At 67.3% G+C, this 20,361-nt stretch carries 16 protein-coding genes and 3 tRNA genes; 13 read left to right on the top strand and 6 right to left on the bottom strand.

Going from position 1 to position 20,361, the window contains the following annotated elements:
* The first annotated feature begins 7 nt into the window (after positions 1-7).
* Together queG and xseA are read left to right on the top strand one after the other, a co-directional pair.
* A complete protein-coding gene (gene queG, locus JLDANKMP_RS07410) occupies positions 8-1,078 on the top strand; it encodes a tRNA epoxyqueuosine(34) reductase QueG (protein ID WP_212560828.1) in 1,071 nt (356 codons plus the stop codon).
* A gap of 44 nt (positions 1,079-1,122) precedes the next feature.
* Entirely contained in the window at positions 1,123-2,454 is a 1,332-nt protein-coding gene (xseA, locus tag JLDANKMP_RS07405; protein WP_212560827.1) for an exodeoxyribonuclease VII large subunit, read from the top strand.
* Between the two features lie 652 nt (positions 2,455-3,106).
* Here xseA and JLDANKMP_RS07400 read toward each other — a convergent pair.
* Both JLDANKMP_RS07400 and JLDANKMP_RS07395 read right to left on the bottom strand, forming a co-directional pair.
* On the bottom strand, positions 3,107-4,003 hold the full coding sequence (locus tag JLDANKMP_RS07400) for a M48 family metallopeptidase (protein WP_005414033.1): 897 nt from the start codon (positions 4,001-4,003) through the stop codon (positions 3,107-3,109).
* A gap of 88 nt (positions 4,004-4,091) precedes the next feature.
* Complete coding sequence (locus JLDANKMP_RS07395) at positions 4,092-5,984, bottom strand: formylglycine-generating enzyme family protein (RefSeq protein ID WP_024958089.1); 1,893 nt, start codon at positions 5,982-5,984, stop codon at positions 4,092-4,094.
* Between the two features lie 84 nt (positions 5,985-6,068).
* Here JLDANKMP_RS07395 and rnd point away from each other — a divergent pair, with 84 nt between their 5' ends.
* The 3 genes from rnd (at position 6,069) to JLDANKMP_RS07380 (ending at position 9,764) form a co-directional block, all read left to right on the top strand.
* Positions 6,069-7,148 carry a ribonuclease D gene (gene rnd, locus JLDANKMP_RS07390; protein WP_024958088.1) on the top strand — a complete coding sequence of 360 codons (1,080 nt, stop codon included), beginning with the start codon at positions 6,069-6,071 and terminating at the stop codon, positions 7,146-7,148.
* Positions 7,149-7,216: 68 nt separating this feature from the next.
* On the top strand, positions 7,217-7,573 hold the full coding sequence (locus JLDANKMP_RS07385; protein ID WP_227843311.1) for a hypothetical protein: 357 nt from the start codon (positions 7,217-7,219) through the stop codon (positions 7,571-7,573).
* Positions 7,574-7,691: 118 nt separating this feature from the next.
* A complete protein-coding gene (locus JLDANKMP_RS07380; RefSeq protein ID WP_111117830.1) occupies positions 7,692-9,764 on the top strand; it encodes a DUF4034 domain-containing protein in 2,073 nt (690 codons plus the stop codon).
* An 88-nt stretch (positions 9,765-9,852) separates the two neighbouring features.
* Here the strand turns inward: JLDANKMP_RS07380 and JLDANKMP_RS07375 are convergent, their stop codons facing one another.
* Positions 9,853-12,183, bottom strand: a complete 2,331-nt coding sequence (locus JLDANKMP_RS07375) for a TonB-dependent receptor (RefSeq protein ID WP_212560826.1) — start codon at positions 12,181-12,183, stop codon at positions 9,853-9,855.
* 237 nt (positions 12,184-12,420) lie between these two features.
* Between JLDANKMP_RS07375 and JLDANKMP_RS07370 the strand changes: the two genes are divergently transcribed.
* Positions 12,421-12,496 (top strand) — tRNA-Ala (locus JLDANKMP_RS07370).
* Between the two features lie 61 nt (positions 12,497-12,557).
* Here the strand turns inward: JLDANKMP_RS07370 and JLDANKMP_RS07365 are convergent.
* A complete protein-coding gene (locus tag JLDANKMP_RS07365; RefSeq protein ID WP_005410406.1) occupies positions 12,558-12,728 on the bottom strand; it encodes a hypothetical protein in 171 nt (56 codons plus the stop codon).
* 161 nt (positions 12,729-12,889) lie between these two features.
* Between JLDANKMP_RS07365 and JLDANKMP_RS07360 the strand changes: the two genes are divergently transcribed.
* Positions 12,890-13,375 carry a hypothetical protein gene (locus JLDANKMP_RS07360; RefSeq protein ID WP_100438770.1) on the top strand — a complete coding sequence of 162 codons (486 nt, stop codon included), beginning with the start codon at positions 12,890-12,892 and terminating at the stop codon, positions 13,373-13,375.
* A gap of 6 nt (positions 13,376-13,381) precedes the next feature.
* Here the strand turns inward: JLDANKMP_RS07360 and JLDANKMP_RS07355 are convergent, their stop codons facing one another.
* Complete coding sequence (locus JLDANKMP_RS07355) at positions 13,382-14,143, bottom strand: SDR family oxidoreductase (protein ID WP_111687508.1); 762 nt, start codon at positions 14,141-14,143, stop codon at positions 13,382-13,384.
* A 132-nt stretch (positions 14,144-14,275) separates the two neighbouring features.
* Between JLDANKMP_RS07355 and JLDANKMP_RS07350 the strand changes: the two genes are divergently transcribed.
* On the top strand, positions 14,276-15,118 hold the full coding sequence (locus JLDANKMP_RS07350) for a methylated-DNA--[protein]-cysteine S-methyltransferase (RefSeq protein ID WP_212560825.1): 843 nt from the start codon (positions 14,276-14,278) through the stop codon (positions 15,116-15,118).
* A gap of 73 nt (positions 15,119-15,191) precedes the next feature.
* Here JLDANKMP_RS07350 and JLDANKMP_RS07345 read toward each other — a convergent pair whose 3' ends face one another.
* The gene (locus JLDANKMP_RS07345) at positions 15,192-16,217 is read right to left on the bottom strand and encodes an NADP-dependent oxidoreductase (protein WP_212560824.1); all 1,026 of its coding nucleotides are present in this window, start codon (positions 16,215-16,217) and stop codon (positions 15,192-15,194) included.
* A 336-nt stretch (positions 16,218-16,553) separates the two neighbouring features.
* Between JLDANKMP_RS07345 and JLDANKMP_RS07340 the strand changes: the two genes are divergently transcribed.
* From JLDANKMP_RS07340 to JLDANKMP_RS07320, 5 genes are all read left to right on the top strand, one after another.
* A tRNA-Phe gene (locus tag JLDANKMP_RS07340) sits at positions 16,554-16,629 on the top strand.
* Positions 16,630-16,702: 73 nt separating this feature from the next.
* Positions 16,703-16,778 (top strand) — tRNA-Phe (locus JLDANKMP_RS07335).
* 193 nt (positions 16,779-16,971) lie between these two features.
* Entirely contained in the window at positions 16,972-17,523 is a 552-nt protein-coding gene (locus JLDANKMP_RS07330) for a lipocalin family protein (protein ID WP_061201546.1), read from the top strand.
* Between the two features lie 169 nt (positions 17,524-17,692).
* A complete protein-coding gene (locus tag JLDANKMP_RS07325; protein ID WP_212560823.1) occupies positions 17,693-18,169 on the top strand; it encodes an LEA type 2 family protein in 477 nt (158 codons plus the stop codon).
* Between the two features lie 65 nt (positions 18,170-18,234).
* Positions 18,235-20,025, top strand: coding sequence for an acyl-CoA dehydrogenase C-terminal domain-containing protein (locus JLDANKMP_RS07320; RefSeq protein WP_212560822.1), 1,791 nt, complete (start codon positions 18,235-18,237; stop codon positions 20,023-20,025).
* Positions 20,026-20,361 lie beyond the last annotated feature (336 nt).

The raw sequence follows: 20,361 nt of genomic DNA, 5'->3' as shown, positions 1-20,361 counted from the left end.
GGTGCACATGTCCCCCGCCCCCGTCCCTGTCGATCCGGCCCAGGCCGTGCAGCGCATCCGCGAACTGGCGCGTGCGCATGGCTTCCAGCGCTGCGGTATCGCCGGCATCGAGCTGGGCGAGGACGAGGCGCACCTGGCCGACTGGCTGGGCCAGGGCCTGTACGGCACGATGGACTGGATGGCGCGCCACGGCACCCTGCGCGCGCGCCCGGCCGAGCTGCTGCCCGGCACCGTACGGGTGATCTCGGTGGGCATGGACTACAGCCACAAGGACGACACCGAAGCCTGGGCAACCCTGGCCGACCCGGGCCGCGCCTACGTGGCCCGTTACGCCTTGGGCCGCGACTACCACAAGCTGATGCGCAACCGCCTGCAGAAGCTGGCCACGCAGATCAACGATGAAGTGGCACCGCTGGGCTACCGCGTGTTCGTCGATTCGGCGCCCGTGCTGGAACGCGCACTGGCGCGCAATGCCGGCCTGGGCTGGATCGGCAAGCACACCTGCCTGATCGACCGCCGTGGCGGCTCCTGGTTCTTCATCGGCGAGATCTACATCGATATCCCGCTGCCGATCGATGCACCGGCCACGGCACACTGCGGCACCTGCACGCGCTGCATCGATGTCTGCCCGACCCAGGCCATCACCGGCCCGCAGCGGCTGGACGCGCGGCGCTGTATTTCCTACCTGACCATCGAGCACGACGGTGCCATCCCCGAAGACATGCGGCCGTTGATCGGCAACCGCATCTACGGCTGTGACGACTGCCAGCTGGTCTGCCCCTGGAACAAGTTCGCCAAGCGTACCGACGAAGCCGATTTCCGCGCGCGCAACAACCTCGACACTGCCCGTCTGGACCAGCTGTTTGCCTGGGACGAAGCTGAATTCCTGCGCCGTACCGAAGGCAGCCCGATCCGGCGCAGCGGCCATGAACGCTGGCTGCGCAACATCGCCGTGGCACTGGGCAATGCACCGTCCTCGGCCGAAGCGTTGGCCGCGTTGCAGACCCGCGTCGATGATCCCTCGCCGCTGGTGCGTGAACACGTGAAGTGGGCGCTGGGCCAGCACACGGTGCGCTGACGTGCGATCCTGAGCCCCCGTTCCGCCCGCAGCACGCCGTTCCCATGCAGCCACGCAACAACGACATCCTCACCCCCAGCCAGCTCAACACCCTGGCCCGCGACCTGCTGGAAGGCAGCTTCCCGGCGATCTGGGTCGAGGCCGAACTGGGCAGCGTGGCGCGTCCTTCTTCCGGGCACCTGTATTTCACCCTGAAGGACGCACGTGCCCAGCTGCGCGCGGCGATGTTCCGGATGAAGGCGCAGTACCTGAAGTTCGTGCCGCGCGAAGGCATGCGCGTGCTGGTGCGCGGCAAGGTGACTCTGTACGACGCCCGTGGCGAGTACCAGATGGTGCTGGACCACATGGAGGAAGCCGGCGAAGGCGCACTGCGCCGCGCCTTCGAGGAGCTGAAGGCACGCCTGGAGGCCGAGGGCCTGTTCGACCCGGCACGCAAACGGCCGCTGCCGGCGCACGTGCAGCGCCTGGCGGTGATCACCTCTCCCACCGGCGCCGCCGTGCGCGACGTGCTGAGCGTGCTCGGCCGCCGCTTCCCGCTGCTGGAAGTGGACCTGCTGCCGACCCTGGTGCAGGGCGGCAGCGCCGCTGCACAGATCACCCGCCTGCTGCAGGCCGCCGATGCCAGTGGCCGCTACGACGTGATCCTGCTGACCCGTGGCGGCGGTTCACTGGAAGACCTGTGGGCGTTCAATGACGAAGCACTGGCCCGTGCGATCGCAGCCAGCCGCACCCCGGTAGTGTCGGCGGTGGGCCATGAAACCGACTTCAGCCTCAGCGATTTTGCCGCCGACCTGCGCGCACCAACGCCGTCGGTGGCAGCCGAGCTGCTGGTACCGGACCAGCGCGAACTGGCCCTGCGCCTGCGCCGTACGGCCGCGCGCATGGTGCAGCTGCAACGGCATGCGATGCAGCAGGCGATGCAGCGTGCCGACCGCGCCCTGCTGCGCCTGAACGCACAGAGCCCGCAGGCGCGGCTGGACCTGTTGCGCCGCCGCCAGCTCGATCTGGGCCGGCGCCTGCATGCGGTCTTCAACCAGCAGCAGGAGCGCCGTGCCGCACGCCTGCGCCATGCGGCCGCGGTACTGCGCGGGCACCATCCGCAACGCCAGCTCGACGCGATGCAGCGCCGCCTGGCTGCCCTGCGCGGGCGGCCGCAGGCAGCGATGCAGCGTCTGCTGGAGCGCGATGCACTGCGACTGCGCGGACTGGCGCGTTCACTGGAAGCGGTCAGCCCGTTGGCCACCGTGGCCCGTGGCTACAGCATCCTGACCCGCAGCGACGATGGCACGCTGGTACGGAAGGTCGACCAGGTGCAGCCCGGTGACGCGCTGCAGGCCCGCGTTGGCGACGGCGTGATCGACGTGCAGGTCAAGTAAAGGGGTGTTCGGCAGGGCTGCGCCCTGCACCCACGGTAGTGCCGGCCGCTGGCCGGCAACCTCAACAGCAACAGCCAAAGCGGCTCTGGATTGCTGATGGTTTGGCGGGGCGGTGTGGCTGTGCAGGACACGCCGTAAACCCCGCTCCGCGGTCCGGCCCAGCCGCTGGCGGCTGTGCGTTCGGGCGCTTGCGAAGCAGTGCTTCGCAAACGAAGCGCCCTCACCCCTGGGGGCTCGATGGCGCCATCCATGGCGCCAACGGTCCTGCACAGCCACACCGCCCCACCCTCGACAGTTTCCCGATGACGGTCGGTAGATCCACGCCATGCGTGGATGAATCTCTGTCAGATATCGAATCAATTCGGGGTCAGATCCGTTTTCCTGCGGAAAACGGATCTGACCCCAAGCGCCATTCCGGCAGATCGCGGACATCTGTCGAAGGCGGGGTGGGTCCGGTTGCGGGAGTGTCCGCGGCATGGATGCCGCGGCCAAGCCCCCATGGACGGGTTTACGGCGTCTCCCGCAACCGGACCCACCCCGCCATCCCACGGATAGCCAGCTTTTGCTTCGGCTGTTGCTGTTGCTGTTGCTGTTGCTGTTGCTGTTGCTCTGGCTTCGGCAGGTGCAGGGCGCAGCCCTGCCGAACACCACCCTACTTCGCCTGCTCGCAGAACTTCTGCCGGTACTCGAGCGCCTTCGGCATCAGCGCCTGCAGGTTCTGGATGCGGGTGCCCGGGTTCGGGTGGGTGGAGGCAAACTCCGGCGGTGCCTGGCCGCCACTCGCCTGGCCCATGCGCTGCCACAGCGGCACCGCCTCGCGGGGATCGAAGCACGCCGCTGCGGCCAGCATCAGCCCCACTTCATCCGCCTGTGTCTCGTGGCTGCGCGCATACGGCAGCAGGTAGCCATAGCCCATCGCCGACATCATCATCTGTTGCTGCTGCGCATCCATGCCGCTGGCGGCGCCGGCCACCTGGCCGATCTGGGTCAGCTTCTGCTGGGCCATGCGCTGTGCACCATGGCGCAGCAGCGCATGGGCGATCTCATGCCCCATCACCACCGCCATCGCATCGCGGGTGCGTGCTACCGGCACCAGCCCGGTGTAGACCGCCATCTTGCCGCCCGGCAGGCAGAACGCATTGGCCTGGTCGGACGGGATCACATTCACTTCCCACTGGAAATCCCGCGCGAAATGCGCCGGCTGCACGCCGTGCTCCTGGGCCAGCGCGGTCTCCACCACGTCCACCTTGGCAATCAGGCGCTGGGCGATATCGCGCACATCGCGCGCGATCGGTGCATTGGGGTCCATCGGCCGTTCCTGCGACAGGATCTGCTGGTAGGCCTGCAGCCCCAGCGCGGTTTCCTGGCGCGCGTCCAGGCTGCTGTCGATCATCACCTTCTCGCCGGTGTACGGATCGACCGTGCGGTTGGAGAACCAGTAGAACAGCGCATAGCCGGCGGCCAGCAGCAGCACCCACCAGCGGATGTTGCCGAACAGGCCACGCCGCTGTGGGCCTTGCGACGAGCGGGAGAAGGGATCGTTGCGCATCGGGGGACTTCCTGCTGGCCCCGCCGGCTGGCGGGCACGGCGCAATCTTAGTGCGCCGCTGCCCGCAGCGGGTGAAGCCGGGTGCCGCTCAGATGCCGCGCACCAGGCGGAAGCCGATGCGGGCATTGGTGGTATCCGAATCCTGGGACTGCCGCCAGGCCGCGCGGGTCTGCTCGGGGGCATTGGCCCAGTTGCCACCGCGGATCACCCGCGACCGGCAGCCCGGGTTGAACCAGGCGACGCCATCGGACGGTGCGCGGCGGTAGCTGGCATGCCAGCAGTCGGCCACCCATTCGCTGAGGTTGCCGCCCATATCGTGCAGACCGAAGGCATTGGCCTGGAAGCTGGCCACCGGCGCCGGCCCCCACCAGCCATCGCCGTACCCGATAAACGCGTTGTGCCAGTGCCGTCCCGAAGGCGAAACGTCCTTGCTGCCGGTGAAGTTGCCGCTGCCTGGCGGCGGCACGCCGGCATCGCCCCACGGATAGCGGCCACTGCTGCCAGCGCGCAGCGCGTACTCGAACTCGGCTTCGCTGGGCAGCCGGTAGCTGCGGCCAGTCTGCTCGGACAGCCACGCCGCATAATTCTCGGCATCACGCACACTGACGTGCATCACCGGCGAGTTGCCCAGCGCGCGACCGCCGTCGTAGTCGGAACGCCAGTCCACGCCGCTGCGGCGGATGAAATTGCCGCTGCGTTCGTCGTAGACCACCGAATGGCCACGCCGGGTCGCGCGCGGGCGCGCATTGGAGGCTTTCACGTAGCGCTCGAAATCGCTGACGGTGATCTCGGTGATCGCCATGGCAAAGCCGCGATCGAAGCGCACGTAGTGCGACGGACGCTCGGCATCACTCGAGCCCGGCTCGGCATCGCCTGCACCCATCTGGAAGCCACCGTGGGGCACCACCACCATCTGCGGTCCGCGCCCCCCATCGCGCATCGCATCACTGAACACCTGTCCCGGCCGGAAGCTCCCGTAATGGGTGGCCAGGTCGATGCGCTCGCGAAGCTGGCCCACCACTGCATCACCCGGCAGAGCGATGCGAAGCGCCTCGGCCAGCTTCTCGCGCGCCGGCTTCAGGCCTTGTGGCGTGGCAAGGTCAAGCAGTCCGTCATCACGCAGCTGCAGCAGCGTGGCGGCGCGGATCTGCTCGATGCGTTCGAAGGCGTCGGCGATCGTCGGCGACGAATCGCGCACTTTGCTGGCTTCGGCCAGCCAGGTACCCGCACTGGCGAAATCGCGCGCCCGAGCAGCCTGTTCGGCACGGCGGATCAACCCGCTCTCGGCTGCGGCCAGGCCCTGCCGTGCGCGGCTGTTGTCTTCATCCAGCGCCAGCGCCTCACGGAAGTTGCCGATGGCACCGTCGCCATCCTCACCGATACGGTCCGAGCGCAGGTCCTCCTCGCCAGCACGGTTGTAGGCCACCACCCGTTGCGCCAGCTCCACCCGCGCCTGCAGCGCACGCACCTGCTCGTCCTTCGGCGACAGGGTCAGCAACACCAGTGCCTGGCGGCTGGCCTCGGCCAGCGCCTCGCGCTGCTTCAGCGGCCGCACCAGCAGGGCATCGGCCAGCTGCTGCAGTCGCTGGCGGGCACGCTGCAGGCCCAGCCGGGCCTGGCGGTCATCCGGGTCTTCTTCCTGCACCGCCAGCCACAGCGGAATGGCGGCATCCGCATCTTCATAGAGCCGGCCTTCAGCGAACGCCTGCTCGGCGGCGCGCCGCAACTGGGCTAGGCTGCGGCCCTGGCGGTCCACCCGTGGCGGCGTCCACTGCTGTACGTCCTCGGCGGCATCTTCACCGGCGATGGTCACGCTGCCCTGCCCGGCCTGCGAACTGGCATTGGCGCCGGTGTCGGCGCCCTCGGCCGCGCGCGCCTCTTCGCTGGCGGCCCGTTCCGCCGGCGCGGACGGCGACGGCGTGCAGCCGGCCAGGGCCACGGCCAGGGCGGTGCACAACACGGGCGACAACGGAAAACGCAAGCAGAGCCTCCTTCGGCACAGACGCGGACCGACGTTAGGCTATTCTCCCCTGCCTGAGCAAACCCGAGTAGTAGGCCCTGACCCGTGGCAACCTGGATCACCACCCCCGCCGAGCTGGAAGCGTACTTCCAGCAGCGCCCGACCCGCATCGGCCTGGACACCGAATTCATCCGTGAACGCACCTACTGGCCGCAGCTGGCCCTGGTGCAGATGGCGGTCGGGCAGGACATCCTGCTCATCGACCCGCTGATTCCCGGCATGACCGAGGCGCTTGCGCATTGGCTGGCCGATGAATCCATCACCAAGGTAATGCACAGCGCCAGCGAAGACCTGGTTGCCTTCAAGTGGGCCTGCGGCGTGCTGCCGCGACCGCTGTTCGACACCCAGATCGGGGCATCGCTGGCCGGCATCGGCGGCGGTATGGGCTACCAGAAGCTGGTGGCGGAGATCACCGGAGTGGCGCTGGCCAAGGGCGAGACCCGCTCGGACTGGATGCGCCGCCCGCTGTCCGAGTCGCAGCTGCAGTACGCCGCCGACGATGTCGAGCACCTGTTCGCACTGCACGACGCCATTGATGCCAGGCTGCAGGCGCTGGGCCGCCAGCAGTGGTTGCACGACGATGGCGAGCGCCTGCTGGCCAGTGTCGCCAACGATGAAGATCGCTGGCCGCACCTGGCGATGCGCTCGGCACAGTTCCTTGATGACGCCGCGCAGCACCGCCTGTTGCGCCTGCTGCGCTGGCGTGATGTGCAGGCACGCAGCAGCGACCGCCCGCGAAGCTGGATCCTGGACAACGAACTGGCCGCCACTCTGGCGCGCACGCCTCCGGCCGACGAGGCAGCGCTGGGCAAGCTGTTCGAGCAGTTCCCAAAGGCACCGCGCAAACTGGCCGGCGCCGTGTGGCAGGCGCTGTCCACGCCGCTGGCCGACGAAGCCGACGCGCCGCTGGCGCTGCCGGCCAACGACAGCAACAAGCAGGCGCTGAAGAAGCTGCAGGATGCCGTGGCCGAACGCAGCCGCGAACTGGGACTGCCAGATGGCATCCTTGCCTCGCGCAAGCACCTGGAAAGCTATCTGGAACGTCGCCAATGGCCCGCCGCACTGGCCGGCTGGCGCCAGCAGGAACTGGAGTCGCGCCTGCAGGCGCTGCTGCCGGCGAACTAGCAACCCGCATCGGCCGCCTCACGGGGCGGCCCTGCCAATGCTCGACAAGGACATTGCTGCGTGCCTGCATGGCCCTCTTCCTGCATGTCACGATGGATGATCCGCTCGCTGCTGCTGGCCAGCAGCACCCCTGCATGGATCGCAGCAGCCAGCTCAACGCCTACGCGGCACTGACGGGCGGGCTGGATCTGGCCCGTTCGGTTCACTACCTCGCGCTTGCGGCACGCCTGATCGAACAGGCCCCCGCTGCCAGCGAGCAGGACAAGCTCGAACCCTGGCTTCATCCGTACGCCCTGATGCACGGCTATTTCCCGGAATCGAGGCGTAGAGACAGGGCCAGGGCACACTCGCCTACCGGCCCGAGCTGCTGCTTGCCTTTCCGCTGCACATGGACGATCCGCAACGCGAACGCCTGTTCCGGGTGACGGGATTCACCTTCAAGCCTCCTGCTGAATGCCACCGACATGGCAGCCGCATGTCCTGCTTGCCGCCGCTAACGACCGCGCTTCTAATGTCCAGCCTCGTACTCGCTGGATTGCAGCAATGACAAACGGATTTGCAAAAGACGGGCTTTCCCCCGAAGACCTTGCCTGGCGCGTGCAGGCGCGCACTGCGCTGCAGGAACGGCGCTATGCCGAACTGGATGCGTTGCTTGCTCCACATGAGCTGGCCTGGCTGCAGGGAGAGAATGCGCTGCCCGGCATCCGCTGGCGGCTGCGCAACCTGCACGACGCCACGCTGACGCTGGAAGCCCGCCTGCAACAGGCCCAGCAGTGGGCCTCGGCCGCCCCCGGCAGCTACTACGCCTGGCTTTGCCTGGGCGTCTGCTGGCAGGACGCTGCCGGCGAACTGCGCAGCGCCGATGTTGCAGCACTGGTCGAAGACAGCCAGTGGCTGGCGGCGCAGCTGGCCCGCGACCATGCCGTGCACGCCTACCTGCAGGCGATGCCGCTGTCGCCACGACCTGCGTTGGCGCTGGATGGCATCAAGCGCATCACCAGCTACCTGCGCGAACCGAACTGGCTGCGTGCGCTGCAGGCCGGGGAACCCGCCGCATCCGATGACGCCACGCTGGCCGAGCACTACCCTCAAGCCTGGCCAAAGGCATTGCAGCTGCTGTCGCGCTTCGGCACGCCGTTGCAGACGCTGCCGGATACGCTGCCCCCGTTGCTGCGCGAGCGCAGCCAGGACGATTTCGACGCACCACTGGCGTACTGGATGCGCCTGGTACTGGAGCAGCGCCCGGACGATCTGGCCACGCTGGAGGACACCCTGTACTTCCTGTACCCGCGCTGGGGCGGCAGCCATGAGGCGATGGAGAACTTCATCGAGGGTAGCTGGTGCCGTGGCCTGGAACTGGCGCAGAGCAACGCGCTGCGGTGGCACAAGGAGCAGGACTGGATGGGCGATCTGCCCCACCGTGAGGATGCCGAGGCCGTGGCCGCGCACGAGCGCGCCTACACGCAGATCCTCGACTGGCACCTGGACCGCCACCTGCGCGCGCAGGTGCTGGCCCAGCGCGCCGGGCTGCGCTACCGTCTTGGCCGCGTTGAAGACAGCGAAGGCGTCGTGCAGTGGGATCCGGACCACATGCAGGCGGTGCTTGAAGATCTGCAGCAGGCATGGACATTGGACCGCGATGTGGTCCTGCATGAGGGGCTCAGCAACCTCGAGGCCTGCACCTGGTTCGCCCATGTCGACGGTGCCGAAGCACTGTTCGCACAGGTGGTGGACTATGCCGCGCGCGAAGGCGATTCGGCGATCGGCCTGCTCTGGGCCGCCACCGCCATCGAGCATGGCCTGCTCGGCCAGGCCAGCGACCCGACACGCGCCAGTGTCCTGCTGCAGCGCGCGTTGAAGCTTGCGCAGCAGGACGACACCTCGGCGGTGACGTTCGCCGCCAATCTGTTCTGTGATGTTTCGCAAGCCGCAGGCCTGTCGCTGCTGCAGCGCATGGCGGACGATGGCGACGCCGGCGCGATGTCGGCGCTGTGCGACCTGTACAAGGGCCGCCTCGGTGGCCGCGACCAACCGCAGTTCGCCGATGCGGAAAAGGCCGCCTACTGGCAGGAGCGTGCGGTGGAAGGCGGCGACCTGATCGCCACCTACAACCTGGCCGTACGCCTCGTCGCCGCAGGCGGCGCGGAGAATGAAGCGCGTGCGCGCGAGCTGTACCTGCGCTGCCTGGATGAGGCCGAGGCCGGCGAGCGCGTGTGGGGCCCAACCTGCCGCAACCTGGCCTGCCTGGCATTCGATGGCCGGAACGACGCGCACAAGCGCGAAGCGGTCGAACGCGCCTTGATTCCGCTGTGGTGGCGCGGCGACGACGACGACAAGCTGTGGGCTGCCGGCTATCTGGCCGACATCTACCACTTCGGTAACGGCGTCCCGGCCAATGCATTCCTCGCCCTGACCTGGCTGCAGCGTGCCAGCGAGATCGATCCGGAGTATGTGGACGTGGTACGCATGGCACCGCTGATCAACGGCGAAGGCCGCTGGTTCGGTGCCAGCCGCGCACGCAAGCAGCAGGAACAGGACCGGCAGCAGGTGGACAGCGCCACCTGGGCCCTGACCTTCGGCCAGCGCAGCCAGGACAGCAACCTCACTGCGGTCTGAAGCAACGAAAAGGGCGGCCCGGTAATCCGGGCCGCCCTTTGCATTCCAGCAGTGCGATGGCGGGATGCTCCGCCGTCGCGACAGCGCATTACCAGTTCATGTTCAGCGAGACACCGACGGTACGTGGTTCGTTGTAGACCGCGGCCATGTAGTTCTCGATCACACCCTTGAGGTTCTTCTCGTTGGTGATGTTGCGCGCGAACAGCGCCACTTCGTAGGCACCGTAGTTGCCCGAGTAGCCGATCTTCAGGCCACCCTCGAAGTCACCCTTGGAGTTGAACTCCTTGCTGTCGTACAGCACGAAGCTGGTGTAACCCTGCTTGTTCCAGTCGGTGGACACGAACATGGTGCCCGCGTCGCTGACCGGGAAGTCGTAGCGGGCGGCCAGGTTGACGTTGTACTTCGGCGCGTTCGGCAGCGGGTTGCCGTCGATCTGGGCGAAGGTGTTGGCACCGACCTTGATGGTCGGGTCACCGACGGTGCAGACCACCTGGCCGTTGAGGCCGCAGACCTGCGCATACACGCGCTTGTCCTTGATCTCGCTGTGCAGCAGGCTCAGGCCGGCGCTCAGGGTCAGGTTCGGGATCGGGCGCAGCTCCATGTCCGCTTCGAAACCGTAGGCCTTGGCCTTGTCGGCATTGAACAGCACGCCATTGCCGTCCGAATCGTTGCCGTTGAGCTGGATGTCGTTGACGGTGTAGGTGAACGCGGTAGCGTTCAGGCGCAGGCGGTTGTCCCACAGGCTGCTCTTCACACCCGCTTCCCAGGACAGGATGGTCTCGGAATCGGCGGTGGTGAAATCGGCGTTGAACACCGCCGAACGCCCCTGGATGGTCGGGCCGCGGAAGCCACGCGCGACCTTGGCGTAGACGCTCACGTCCGGCGTGATCTGATACATCGCGCTCAGATCCCAGCTCGGGGTGGTGTCGGACATCCTGACGTCGGTGCGGCCCTTGTAGGTGACCACGCCAGCGGCAGTGTCAGCGGTCTTCAGCAGGCGGGTGTGCTTTTCGTCCTTGGTCTGGCGCAGGCCGGCGGTGACAGTGAACTTGTCGGTGAAGGCGTAGCTCAGCTGGCCGAAACCGGCCCACGAGGTGTTCTTGTTGCGCAGGCGCACCCAGTTGTTCGGATTGCGGGCCGCGCCCTGCAGGAACCACGCGCGCTGGTAGAAGTCGGTGGTGTCGCTGCCGTTGAAGTAGAACGCACCGGCCTGCCACTGCAGGGCGCTGTCATCATGGCTGGCCAGGCGGAATTCCTGGGTCCACTGGTCCAGGTCACGGATGCGGCCCATCGACTGGCCGTAGCCGTTCGGCACGCCGTTGACCGGGAAGTTCACCGCGGCGCCGCCGTCGGTGTCGCCGCGGCTGTAGCCGGAGGTGGTTTCGTAGGCGGTGATCGAGGTGAAGTCGATCGCGCCGAAGTCATAACGCGCCTTCACCGAACCGCCGTAGGTCTTGTAGGCCTGCGGGTTGTTGTCGGCTTCGTCGTAGGCGACCTTGTCACGCGGCACGTCGGTCTTGTTCGAGCCCTTGGTCAGCGCACCGCGCAGGAACAGGGTCGAGGTGCCCTCGTAATCACGGGCGTGGGCCGAGGCCAGGATCGAGAACTGGTCGCTCGGGGTCAGCAGCAGCTGCGCGCGTACGTTGCGGTCATCGAAGCCGCCCATGGCGTTCTTCTTTGGGCTGACCGTGCCGTCGGCGCTCGGGCCGCGGTAGGTGTTGTCGACGTAGTCGTCGCGGTGCTGGTACAGGGCCGACACGCGGAACGAGGCGATGTCGTTGATCGGGCCGCCGAAGCCGCCGTCGATCGACACGCTGTTATAGGTCGCATAGCTGGCACTGACGCGGCCGGTGTAATCCTGGGTCGGCTTCAGGGTGTCGAACTTGACGATGCCGGCGGTGGTGTTGCGGCCGAACAGCGAACCCTGCGGGCCGCGCAGCACTTCCACCTGGTCGACGTCATAGACCGGGTTGGACTTCAGCACCACGTGCTCCAGCACCACGTCGTCCTGGATGATCGACACCGGCTGCGAGGCACCCAGGTAGAAGTCGATGTTGCCCAGGCCACGGATGTAGAAGCGCGGGAAGATGCGGCCGGTGGTGGTTTCCGCATACAGGCTCGGCACGCGGCCGGACAGCGCCAGCAGGGTGTCATCGCCGCCGGCGGTGAAGTCGCGCATGCGCTCGCCCTGCACCACGCCCACCGAGACCGGCACTTCCTGCAGGTTCTGCTCGCGGTGTTCGGCGGTCACGGTGATGGTGTCCAGCCCGGTCGGGGTCGGCGCGCTGTCCTGCGCGGCGGCACCGAAGCTGCCGACCAGGGCCAGGCCGGCACAGGCCAGAGCCAGCGGGTGGCGGCGGAAGGAAACAAAGGAAGACGACAGACCCGACAGGCGGCGGGAATCGGAATGGGAGGGCATGAAATGCTCTGAGGAGGCGTCCGTGCGGCCTGCGCGGGCCGGGCGGCAAAAAGGAGGAGAACTGCGCAAGCCGCCATTATCCCCCAAATTGTTACGATTTCGTTGCGCGGCGCCCAAACCCGGCGAAACAAGCGGTTTCGGCACAGTCACCCGCTGATGTGCCTCGCGTCTCGACACGAAATTCCTTTGATCGGCTTGGCAAGCGGCAGGCGCTTGGCTAGACTGAAGCCCTGCCGTGGGGCCATAGCTCAGCTGGGAGAGCGCGTCGTTCGCAATGACGAGGTCAGGAGTTCGATCCTCCTTGGCTCCACCACTATTCAGAAGAACCCGTAGATCTTCGTGATCTGCGGGTTTTTCTTTTCAGCGCCGGCAACTCAGGCCGGCTCCTGGTCGCCGTCCTTGCGCTGCGGGCCGCGTGAGTGCGCATCGCGCACCTGTTGGTCGCGCTGCCCGGGCCGCTGCTTGGCCACATCGTCCTGCTTCCTGTCCTGGCGGCTTTCCTGGACGCCCTGCTTCGGGTCCTGATCCTTGTCTCGCTCGTTCATCGAAAACTCCCTCGTCGGCGGCAGGCCAACGCTGTGCACCACGCTAGAGGCTGGCGGGTAATCCACAAGTCAGTCCTGCGCCAACGTCATGTGCAGGCACTGGCTTGCCGCCATTGCCCCCGCGCAGCCAGAATCCGAGGGCCAACGCCCACCGGTACGCCATGCCCTCTTCTGCCCAGCACGCAGCACACGCCGTGCCGATGATCATTGATGCGACCGACGGCAGCATCCAGCTCGGCAATCTGCCGACTCTGATCGGCCCCACCCTGTCACGGGATGAGGCACGTGTCGCCTTCGTCACGCTGATGCGAGGAGAGCGCGACGTCGGCACCGGCTACGTCTGGCTCAGCCTGCACCGGCTCAGCCTGGGCGGTGCGCCCGCTGGCATCAGCCTGTGCTTTCACGGGCAACAGCTCGACATGGTGACGATGGGCGTCGATCTACCCGGTGCGACGTTGGAAGACGGCTGGCCGACCCAGGCGGCAATCGATGCCGAAGTCGCCTTCATGCGCCGCACGCTGGGTGCGGCGCTGGGACGCAAACTGGCCGGCGGCCACGCCCGCTTCGACTGGGGCGAAGCCTGGGCCCGCTTCGATCCGAAGGGCTTCATGGCCAGCAGCGGTATCCGCTACCGGCCACGTCGGTGACCGTGCTCAGGTGCGGGTGATCGATACCCCGCCCTCCACACGCATCGCGGTTCCGGTAACGAAACTGCTTTCATCGCTGGCCAGGAACAGCGCCGCGTTGGCGATCTCCTCTGGCTCGGCCATGCGCTTGAGCGCGTGCAGCGAGCGCACGAAGTCGCGCGCATCGCCGGTCGGTGCCGCCTGCCGGCCCATCTCGGTATCGGTACCACCGGGCAGCAGCACGTTGCTGCGCACGCCGCGCGCACCGTATTCGGCGGCGATCACCTGGCTCAGGCCGATCAACCCGGCCTTGCTCGACGCATAGGCCGCCATGCCGGGGAAGCCCACGGTGTGGCCGACAAAAGTGCCAACGAACACCAGCGAGCCGCCGCCGCGCGCCAGCAGTGCCGGCAACTGCGCACGTGCGGCATGGAAAGCGGCATCCAGATTGGTGGCCATCACCTCGCGCCAGGCGTCCACCGGGAACTCCGCTGCCGGCACGCCCGGGCCGAGCATGCCGGCATTGTTGAGCGCGATGTCCAGGCCACCAAATGACTGCCGGGCCAGATCGACCAGTGCTTGTGCCGTGCCCGGGTCAGCCACGTCAGCGGCATGCGCCACGGCTTCGCCACCGGCGGCGCGAATCTGCTCGGCCAGCGCCTGCAGCGGCTCCGGCCGCCGTGCGTTGAGCACCAGCTTCGCCCCTTCGGCGGCGAAGCGCAGCGCGCTGGCGCGGCCGATGCCGGCGCTGGCTCCGGTGATGAGGGCGATCTTGTTGTTCAGGCGCATGGTGGCAGTACCGGTTGTGAAGTGGCCGCCACGATGCCGCGCATCTCCCCTGCCGACACTCCGTTTCCGGGCCTGGCCCGTCGGTGCAGGAAACGGAGTTTCCGCAGCACCGGCACGTGCCAGAATCCGGCCATGGACAGTACCGCCACCACCGCCCTCGATGCCCGCGTCGAACGGGTCTGCCGCCACCTTCAGGCGAGCCTCGACGAACCTTCGCTGCAGGAGCTGGCCGACATCGCCGGCTGCAGCCCGACGCGCCTGCATCGTCTGTTCAAGCAGGCCACCGGGCTGACCCCGAAGCAGTACGCCGCCGCGCTGCGCGCCGACCGCCTGCGCACCGGACTGGAACAACAGGAGCGCATCACCGATGCCTTCCACGATGCCGGCTTCGGTTCCAGTGGGCGCTTTTACGAGAACGCACCGAAGTTGCTGGGCATGACGCCCAAGCAATGGCGCGCAGGTGGTCGCGGTGAAGTCATCCACTTCGCGCTTGCCGAAAGCTCACTGGGCAGCGTGCTGGTGGCCAGCAGTGCCATCGGCGTGGTTGCGATCCTGCTCGGCGACGATCCGGAGACGCTGCTGCAGTCATTGCAGCAACGCTTCCGCCAGGCCGAACTGGTCGGTGCCGACCAGGGCTATGAGCAACTGGTGGCACAGGTGGTAGGCCTGGTCGAGGATCCTTCGCGAGGCGCCACGCTGCCGCTGGATATCCGCGGCACCGCGTTCCAGCAACGGGTGTGGCAGGCACTGCAGCAGATTCCGCGCGGGCAGACTGCGTCGTATGCGGATGTCGCCGCGCGCATCGGCGCCCCGCGCTCGAGCCGTGCGGTTGCCCGCGCATGCGCGAGCAACCCGCTGGCGGTGGCGGTGCCCTGCCACCGCGTGGTGCGCCGCGACGGCGACCTGTCCGGCTATGCGTGGGGCGTAGCGCGCAAGCGCGAACTGCTGCGCCGGGAAAAGGCCTCGACTGCCTGAAGCAGGTGCCGACCTTGATCGGCACGCTCAGCTTCCGGTAGCTGCCGACCTTGGTCGGCACGCCGCCAAGCCCTCAATCCAGCTTCACCACCAACTTGCCGAAGTTGCGCCCCTGCAGCAGCCCGAAGAACGCCTCCGGCGCATTCTCCAGCCCTTCCACCACATCCTCGCGGTACTGGATGCGACCCTCGCGCAGCCACTGCCGCATCTCGCGTTCAAAGTCCGGCCACAGGTGGTTGAAGTCGTGCACGATGAAACCACGCACGGTCAGGCGCTGGCGCAGGATCTGGCTGAACAGTGCGGGCAACCGGTCCGGGCCGGGCTGCTCGACGCCCCGCTCGTTGTAGGTGGCGATGGTGCCGCACACCGGAATGCGGGCGAAGTCGTTGAGCAGCGGCAGCACTGCATCCAGCACATGGCCACCGACATTCTCGAAGTACACGTCGATGCCCGCGGGCACTGCCGCGCGCAGTTGATCGGCAAAATCAGCCGCGCGATGATCCAGCGCCACGTCCACGCCCAGCGTCTGCAGGTAGGCACGCTTGGCTTCGCCACCGGCGATGGCGACCACGCGCGCGCCCTGCAGCTTGGCCAGCTGGGCGACGGTCGCGCCCACCGGCCCGGTCGCGGCAGCCACCACCAGCGTCTCACCCGGCTTCAAACGGGCGATTTCGTGCAGGCTGGAATAGGCGGTGAAGCCGGGCATGCCGTATACCCCCAGCGCGGTACTCAACGGCAGGCCGGCCGGATCCAGCCGACGCCCCAGCGCCTTGGCCGGCAGCACCGCATGGGTCTGCCAGCCGCCCGGCGCCAGCAGCAGATCTCCGACCGCCACACCTTCGGCGTTGGATCGCAGCACTTCGGCCACGGTCTGGCCCTCCATCACCGCGCCCACCGCCACCGGCGCGGCATACGAGGGGCCCTCGTCCATGCGTCCACGCATGTACGGGTCCAGCGACAGGTAGCGGTTGCGCAGCAGCACTTCGCCATCCCCCAATGCCGGCAGCGCAGCCTGTTCCAGGCGGAAGTTGGCCGCGCTTGGTGCGCCCTGCGGACGCGAGGCCAGCACGATACGGGAGGTAGCGAGGGAATCGGACATGGTGACCGGCTCTGCTGTTGCCAGCATCAGGAAAGGAATGCCGACACTACGCCGCAACGATCGCCGGCAACGGCCATGAAAACAGCGTTCCATGGACCGGCGCGGCGCGGGTCCGGCGCAGCCCTTGCCCTTGCAGCTTTGGCGATCGCGGCGATCTGCTGATTTCCACCGCAGACGATGATCGACTGACCACGCCCCCGCCCCACAACGGAGGATCAAGCACTTGCGAGCCCGCAGACGGCAATGTGAAGAAATCTTGGCAAAACGCTTGCCGAAGGCAGCCGACCTCCGTAATATACGCGTCCTTGGCAGCGACCTCGCTGCAACGAAACATGTGGCCGAGTAGCTCAGTTGGTAGAGCAGGGGATTGAAAATCCCCGTGTCGGCGGTTCGATTCCGTCTTCGGCCACCACTTTCGAAGGCCTGCAGAAATGCGGGTCTTTTTTTTCCGGAAACCGGGTTTGATCACGGTTGCCACACAATTTGGCCGAGTAGCTCAGTTGGTAGAGCAGGGGATTGAAAATCCCCGTGTCGGCGGTTCGATTCCGTCTTCGGCCACCATCTTCAGAGACCTGCAGAAATGCAGGTCTTTTTTTTGCGTGCGGCCTGCCATCCACGCATGGCGTGGGTCTACCTGGCGCTGGCCCCTTCCATTGCCTCGATCCATGCCGGGCCACCGCCGTCTGGTTGACGAAACATTTACACCGGTACCCGCCGCGGCACCTACGCTGCAGATTCCTGCCGGAGCCTGCCGATGCAATTGCGCCCCACCCTGCTCGCCTGCCTGCTGCTGGCCGCCGCCCCGGTGATCGCCGCCGAACCGGTGCGTGCAGTCGACACGCTGGACATCGACCGCTATGCAGGCCAATGGCACGAGATCGCTCACCTGCCGGTGTCATTCCAGAAGCAGTGCGTCGGCGAGATCACCGCCAACTACGGGCTGCGCCGCGATGGCCGCATCAGTGTCACCAATGCCTGCCGCAACGCCAACGGAGAACGCGTGATCGCCGAAGGCGTTGCACGCCCGGTGGCTGGCCATCCCGGCCAACTGCAGGTGCGCTTCGTTCCGGACTGGCTGAGCTGGGTGCCACTGGTCTGGGCCGACTACTGGGTGCTGGCGCTGGACCCGGACTACCAGTGGGCCCTGGTTGGTGAACCGGACCGGAAATACCTGTGGATCCTCTCGCGCCTGCCGGAAATGGACCGCGCCCGGTTCGAGCAGTTGAAGGAAAAAGCCGAAGCCATGGGCTACGACCTGCGCCCGCTGCGCCTGATGGCCCCGCTTCGCGATACGCCCGCCGATTGAGCCGCAGTTCAATCCGTACGCGCACCGTGCGCCCGAAGATCCAGCGCTACGCACGCCCCGCCGCCATCTTCACGCGCTACCCTCTGCGACGGCTCGCCACAGGCGATCCAAACGACCATACGCCGTAGTATTCTTATTCCAACGCACCGCCTCCAGAGGACCTGCGCCCATGCTCCACCGTTTCCGTATCGCCTTGATCGTCCTGAGCACCTTCGCCCTTGCCGCCTGTGGCAACGGCATCGTCAAGCGTGTTTCGGAACCGGCGGCCAGCCTGCAGCAGCTGACCGTGCGCGCCGACGGCAACTGGACCGTGGCCCTGCGCCTGCAGAACTTCAGCTCGATGCCGATGACTTTCGATGATGTGTCGCTGGCGCTGACCGTGGGCGATGCCGAGGCCGGCACCCTGCAGGCCAAGCCCGGTATCTCCATCGGCGGCACCTCCGCGGATGTCATCAATGTCGACCTGGTGCCCAGTTCGGCCGCACGCCTGGTGGTGGCCGATGCACTGGCCGGCAACCGCACCCTGGCCTATGGCCTGAAGGGAACGGTCGCGGCCACGCCGCAGGAAAAGAAGCAGCGCAGCTTCGACATCAGCAGCCGCAGCACCCTCAACCAGGCCCCGGGCCTGCCGGGCGTGCTGCGCTGATTTCCACCTTCCGTCGCGGCGCCTGGCGCCGCTCTCCCCTGCCCTGATCAAATCGAGACGTACCGATGAGCAGCTACACCGCCCCGCTTTCCGACCTCCGTTTCGCCCTGCACGACGTGCTCAAGGTCGAACCCCTGTTCGCCCGCCTGGGCTTCACCGACGCCACCGCCGACGTGGTCGATGCCGTGCTGGAAGAAGCTGGCCGCTTCAGCGCCACCGTGCTGGCCCCGCTCAACAGCGTTGGCGATGAGATCGGCTGCGTGCTCGACCAGGCCACCGGTGAAGTGACCACCCCGCCCGGCTTCAAGCAGGCCTACGACCAGTTCGTCGATGGCGGCTGGACCGGCCTGACCGCCTCGCCGGAACTGGGTGGCCAGGGCCTGCCGCACACCCTTGGCGTGCCGCTCAACGAAATGATCAACGCCGCCAACCTGGCGTGGGGCAACTTCCCGCTGCTCTCGCACGGCGCCATCGAAGCGCTGAAGCAGCACGGCGAGGCCTGGCAGCACGAGGCCTTCCTCAAGCCGCTGATCGAGGGCCGCTGGACCGGCACCATGTGCCTGACCGAGCCGCACTGCGGTACCGACCTGGGCCTGCTGAAGACCAAGGCCGAGCCGAACGCCGATGGCAGCTACTCGATCACCGGCACCAAGATCTTCATCACTGCCGGCGAGCACGACCTGACCGAAAACATCGTGCACCTGGTGCTGGCCAAGCTGCCCGACGCCCCTCCGGGCGCCAAGGGCATCTCGCTGTTCGTCACGCCCAAGTTCAAGGTCGACCGCGATGGCAATGTCGGCGAGCGCAACGCACTGCGCTGCGGCTCGATCGAGCACAAGATGGGTATCAAGGGTTCGGTCACCTGCGTGATGAACTTCGACGGTGCGCAGGGTTACCTGGTCGGCCAGCCGCACAAGGGCCTGCAGGCCATGTTCACCATGATGAACACCGCGCGCCTGGGCGTCGGCCTTCAGGGCATCGGCCTGTCCGAGCGCGCTTACCAGAACGCACTGAAGTACAGCCGTGAACGCCTGCAGTCGCGCGCCCTGAGCGGTGCGAAATTCCCGGACAAGCCGGCCGACCCGATCCTGGTGCACCCGGATGTGCGCCGCATGCTGCTGACGGTGAAGTCGCTGGTCGAGGGCAGCCGCCTGCTGGCCCTGCACGCCGCCACCCTGATCGACGTTGCCCATCACGCCGAGGACGCCGCCGAGCGCGAGCGCGCCGATACCCTGGTGAGCTTCCTGACCCCGATCTCCAAGGCCTGCCAGACCGAATGGGGCATCGAGAACACCTACAACGCCCTGCAGTGCTTCGGTGGCCACGGCTATATCCGCGAACACGGCATGGAGCAGCTGGCCCGCGATGCGCGCATCACCACGCTGTATGAAGGCACCACCGGCATCCAGGCGCTGGACCTGATCGGCCGCAAGACCGCCTCCAGCCAGGGCGCCGGCCTGAAGCTGATGCTGGCCGAGATCGAAGCCTTCGCCAAGGAGCATGAAGGCAACGAATCGCTGGCCGAGTTCATCGGCCCGCTGCGCGCCAAGGCCGCCGAATGGGGCAAGCTGACCCTGGACGTGCTGCAGCGCGCGGCCGGCAATCCAGACGAACTGGGTGCGGCCAGCTACGACTACCTGTTCTATTCGGGCTACGTGGTACTGGCCTACTGGTGGGCCCGCAGCGTGGCCGCCGCCGACGCCAGCGCGCACGGCGCCGCCTTCGCCCAGGGCAAGCGCGAAACCGCCCGCTTCTACTTCGCCCGTGTGCTGCCGCGCACCCTCAGCCACGCCGCCGCGATCCAGGCCGGCGCCGCCCCGCTGATGGCGATGGACGACGAGCGCTTCGGCGCCTGAGCCGGCTGCCGCCCGGCACCCGCGGTAGTGCCGGCCGCTGCCCGGCAACCGCAATAGCAACAGCTGGATCCCGGTGGATGGCGGGGCGGTGTGGGCTGGCAGGACACGCCGTAAACCCATCCCTGGGGGCTCGATGGCGCCATCCATGGCGCCAACGGTCCTGCCAACCCACACCGCCCCGCCTCTGACAGTTCCCCGCGATCTGCGTAGATCCACGCCACGCGTGGATGAGAACTCCCTAAATCCCTCTGGAGAAGAGCCCCCTTTTGTTAAAGGGGGCGCGCCGACAGGCGCGGGGATTAGGAAGAATGCGCGGGCAACCCAGCGCGCCAACGG

This window comes from Stenotrophomonas sp. PE591 (assembly GCF_018320795.1).
Taxonomy (GTDB): Bacteria; Pseudomonadota; Gammaproteobacteria; order Xanthomonadales; family Xanthomonadaceae; genus Stenotrophomonas; species Stenotrophomonas maltophilia.
Note: the sequence above shows the minus strand (reverse complement) of the source record. Positions and strands in the feature narration are given on the sequence as shown.

Excerpts from the sequence above, each read along its gene's own strand:
- JLDANKMP_RS07360 (WP_100438770.1), top strand. The coding sequence starts at position 12,890 with ATGCCCTCTTCTGCCCAGCACGCAGCACACGCCGTGCCGATGATCATT.
- JLDANKMP_RS07365 (WP_005410406.1), bottom strand. The coding sequence starts at position 12,728 with ATGAACGAGCGAGACAAGGATCAGGACCCGAAGCAGGGCGTCCAGGAA.
- JLDANKMP_RS07400 (WP_005414033.1), bottom strand. The coding sequence starts at position 4,003 with ATGCGCAACGATCCCTTCTCCCGCTCGTCGCAAGGCCCACAGCGGCGT.
- xseA (WP_212560827.1), top strand. The coding sequence starts at position 1,123 with ATGCAGCCACGCAACAACGACATCCTCACCCCCAGCCAGCTCAACACC.
- JLDANKMP_RS07345 (WP_212560824.1), bottom strand. The coding sequence starts at position 16,217 with ATGTCCGATTCCCTCGCTACCTCCCGTATCGTGCTGGCCTCGCGTCCG.
- JLDANKMP_RS07355 (WP_111687508.1), bottom strand. The coding sequence starts at position 14,143 with ATGCGCCTGAACAACAAGATCGCCCTCATCACCGGAGCCAGCGCCGGC.
- queG (WP_212560828.1), top strand. The coding sequence starts at position 8 with ATGTCCCCCGCCCCCGTCCCTGTCGATCCGGCCCAGGCCGTGCAGCGC.
- JLDANKMP_RS07325 (WP_212560823.1), top strand. The coding sequence starts at position 17,693 with ATGCTCCACCGTTTCCGTATCGCCTTGATCGTCCTGAGCACCTTCGCC.
- JLDANKMP_RS07380 (WP_111117830.1), top strand. The coding sequence starts at position 7,692 with ATGACAAACGGATTTGCAAAAGACGGGCTTTCCCCCGAAGACCTTGCC.
- JLDANKMP_RS07350 (WP_212560825.1), top strand. The coding sequence starts at position 14,276 with ATGGACAGTACCGCCACCACCGCCCTCGATGCCCGCGTCGAACGGGTC.
- JLDANKMP_RS07330 (WP_061201546.1), top strand. The coding sequence starts at position 16,972 with ATGCAATTGCGCCCCACCCTGCTCGCCTGCCTGCTGCTGGCCGCCGCC.
- JLDANKMP_RS07385 (WP_227843311.1), top strand. The coding sequence starts at position 7,217 with ATGGCCCTCTTCCTGCATGTCACGATGGATGATCCGCTCGCTGCTGCT.
- JLDANKMP_RS07320 (WP_212560822.1), top strand. The coding sequence starts at position 18,235 with ATGAGCAGCTACACCGCCCCGCTTTCCGACCTCCGTTTCGCCCTGCAC.
- JLDANKMP_RS07375 (WP_212560826.1), bottom strand. The coding sequence starts at position 12,183 with ATGCCCTCCCATTCCGATTCCCGCCGCCTGTCGGGTCTGTCGTCTTCC.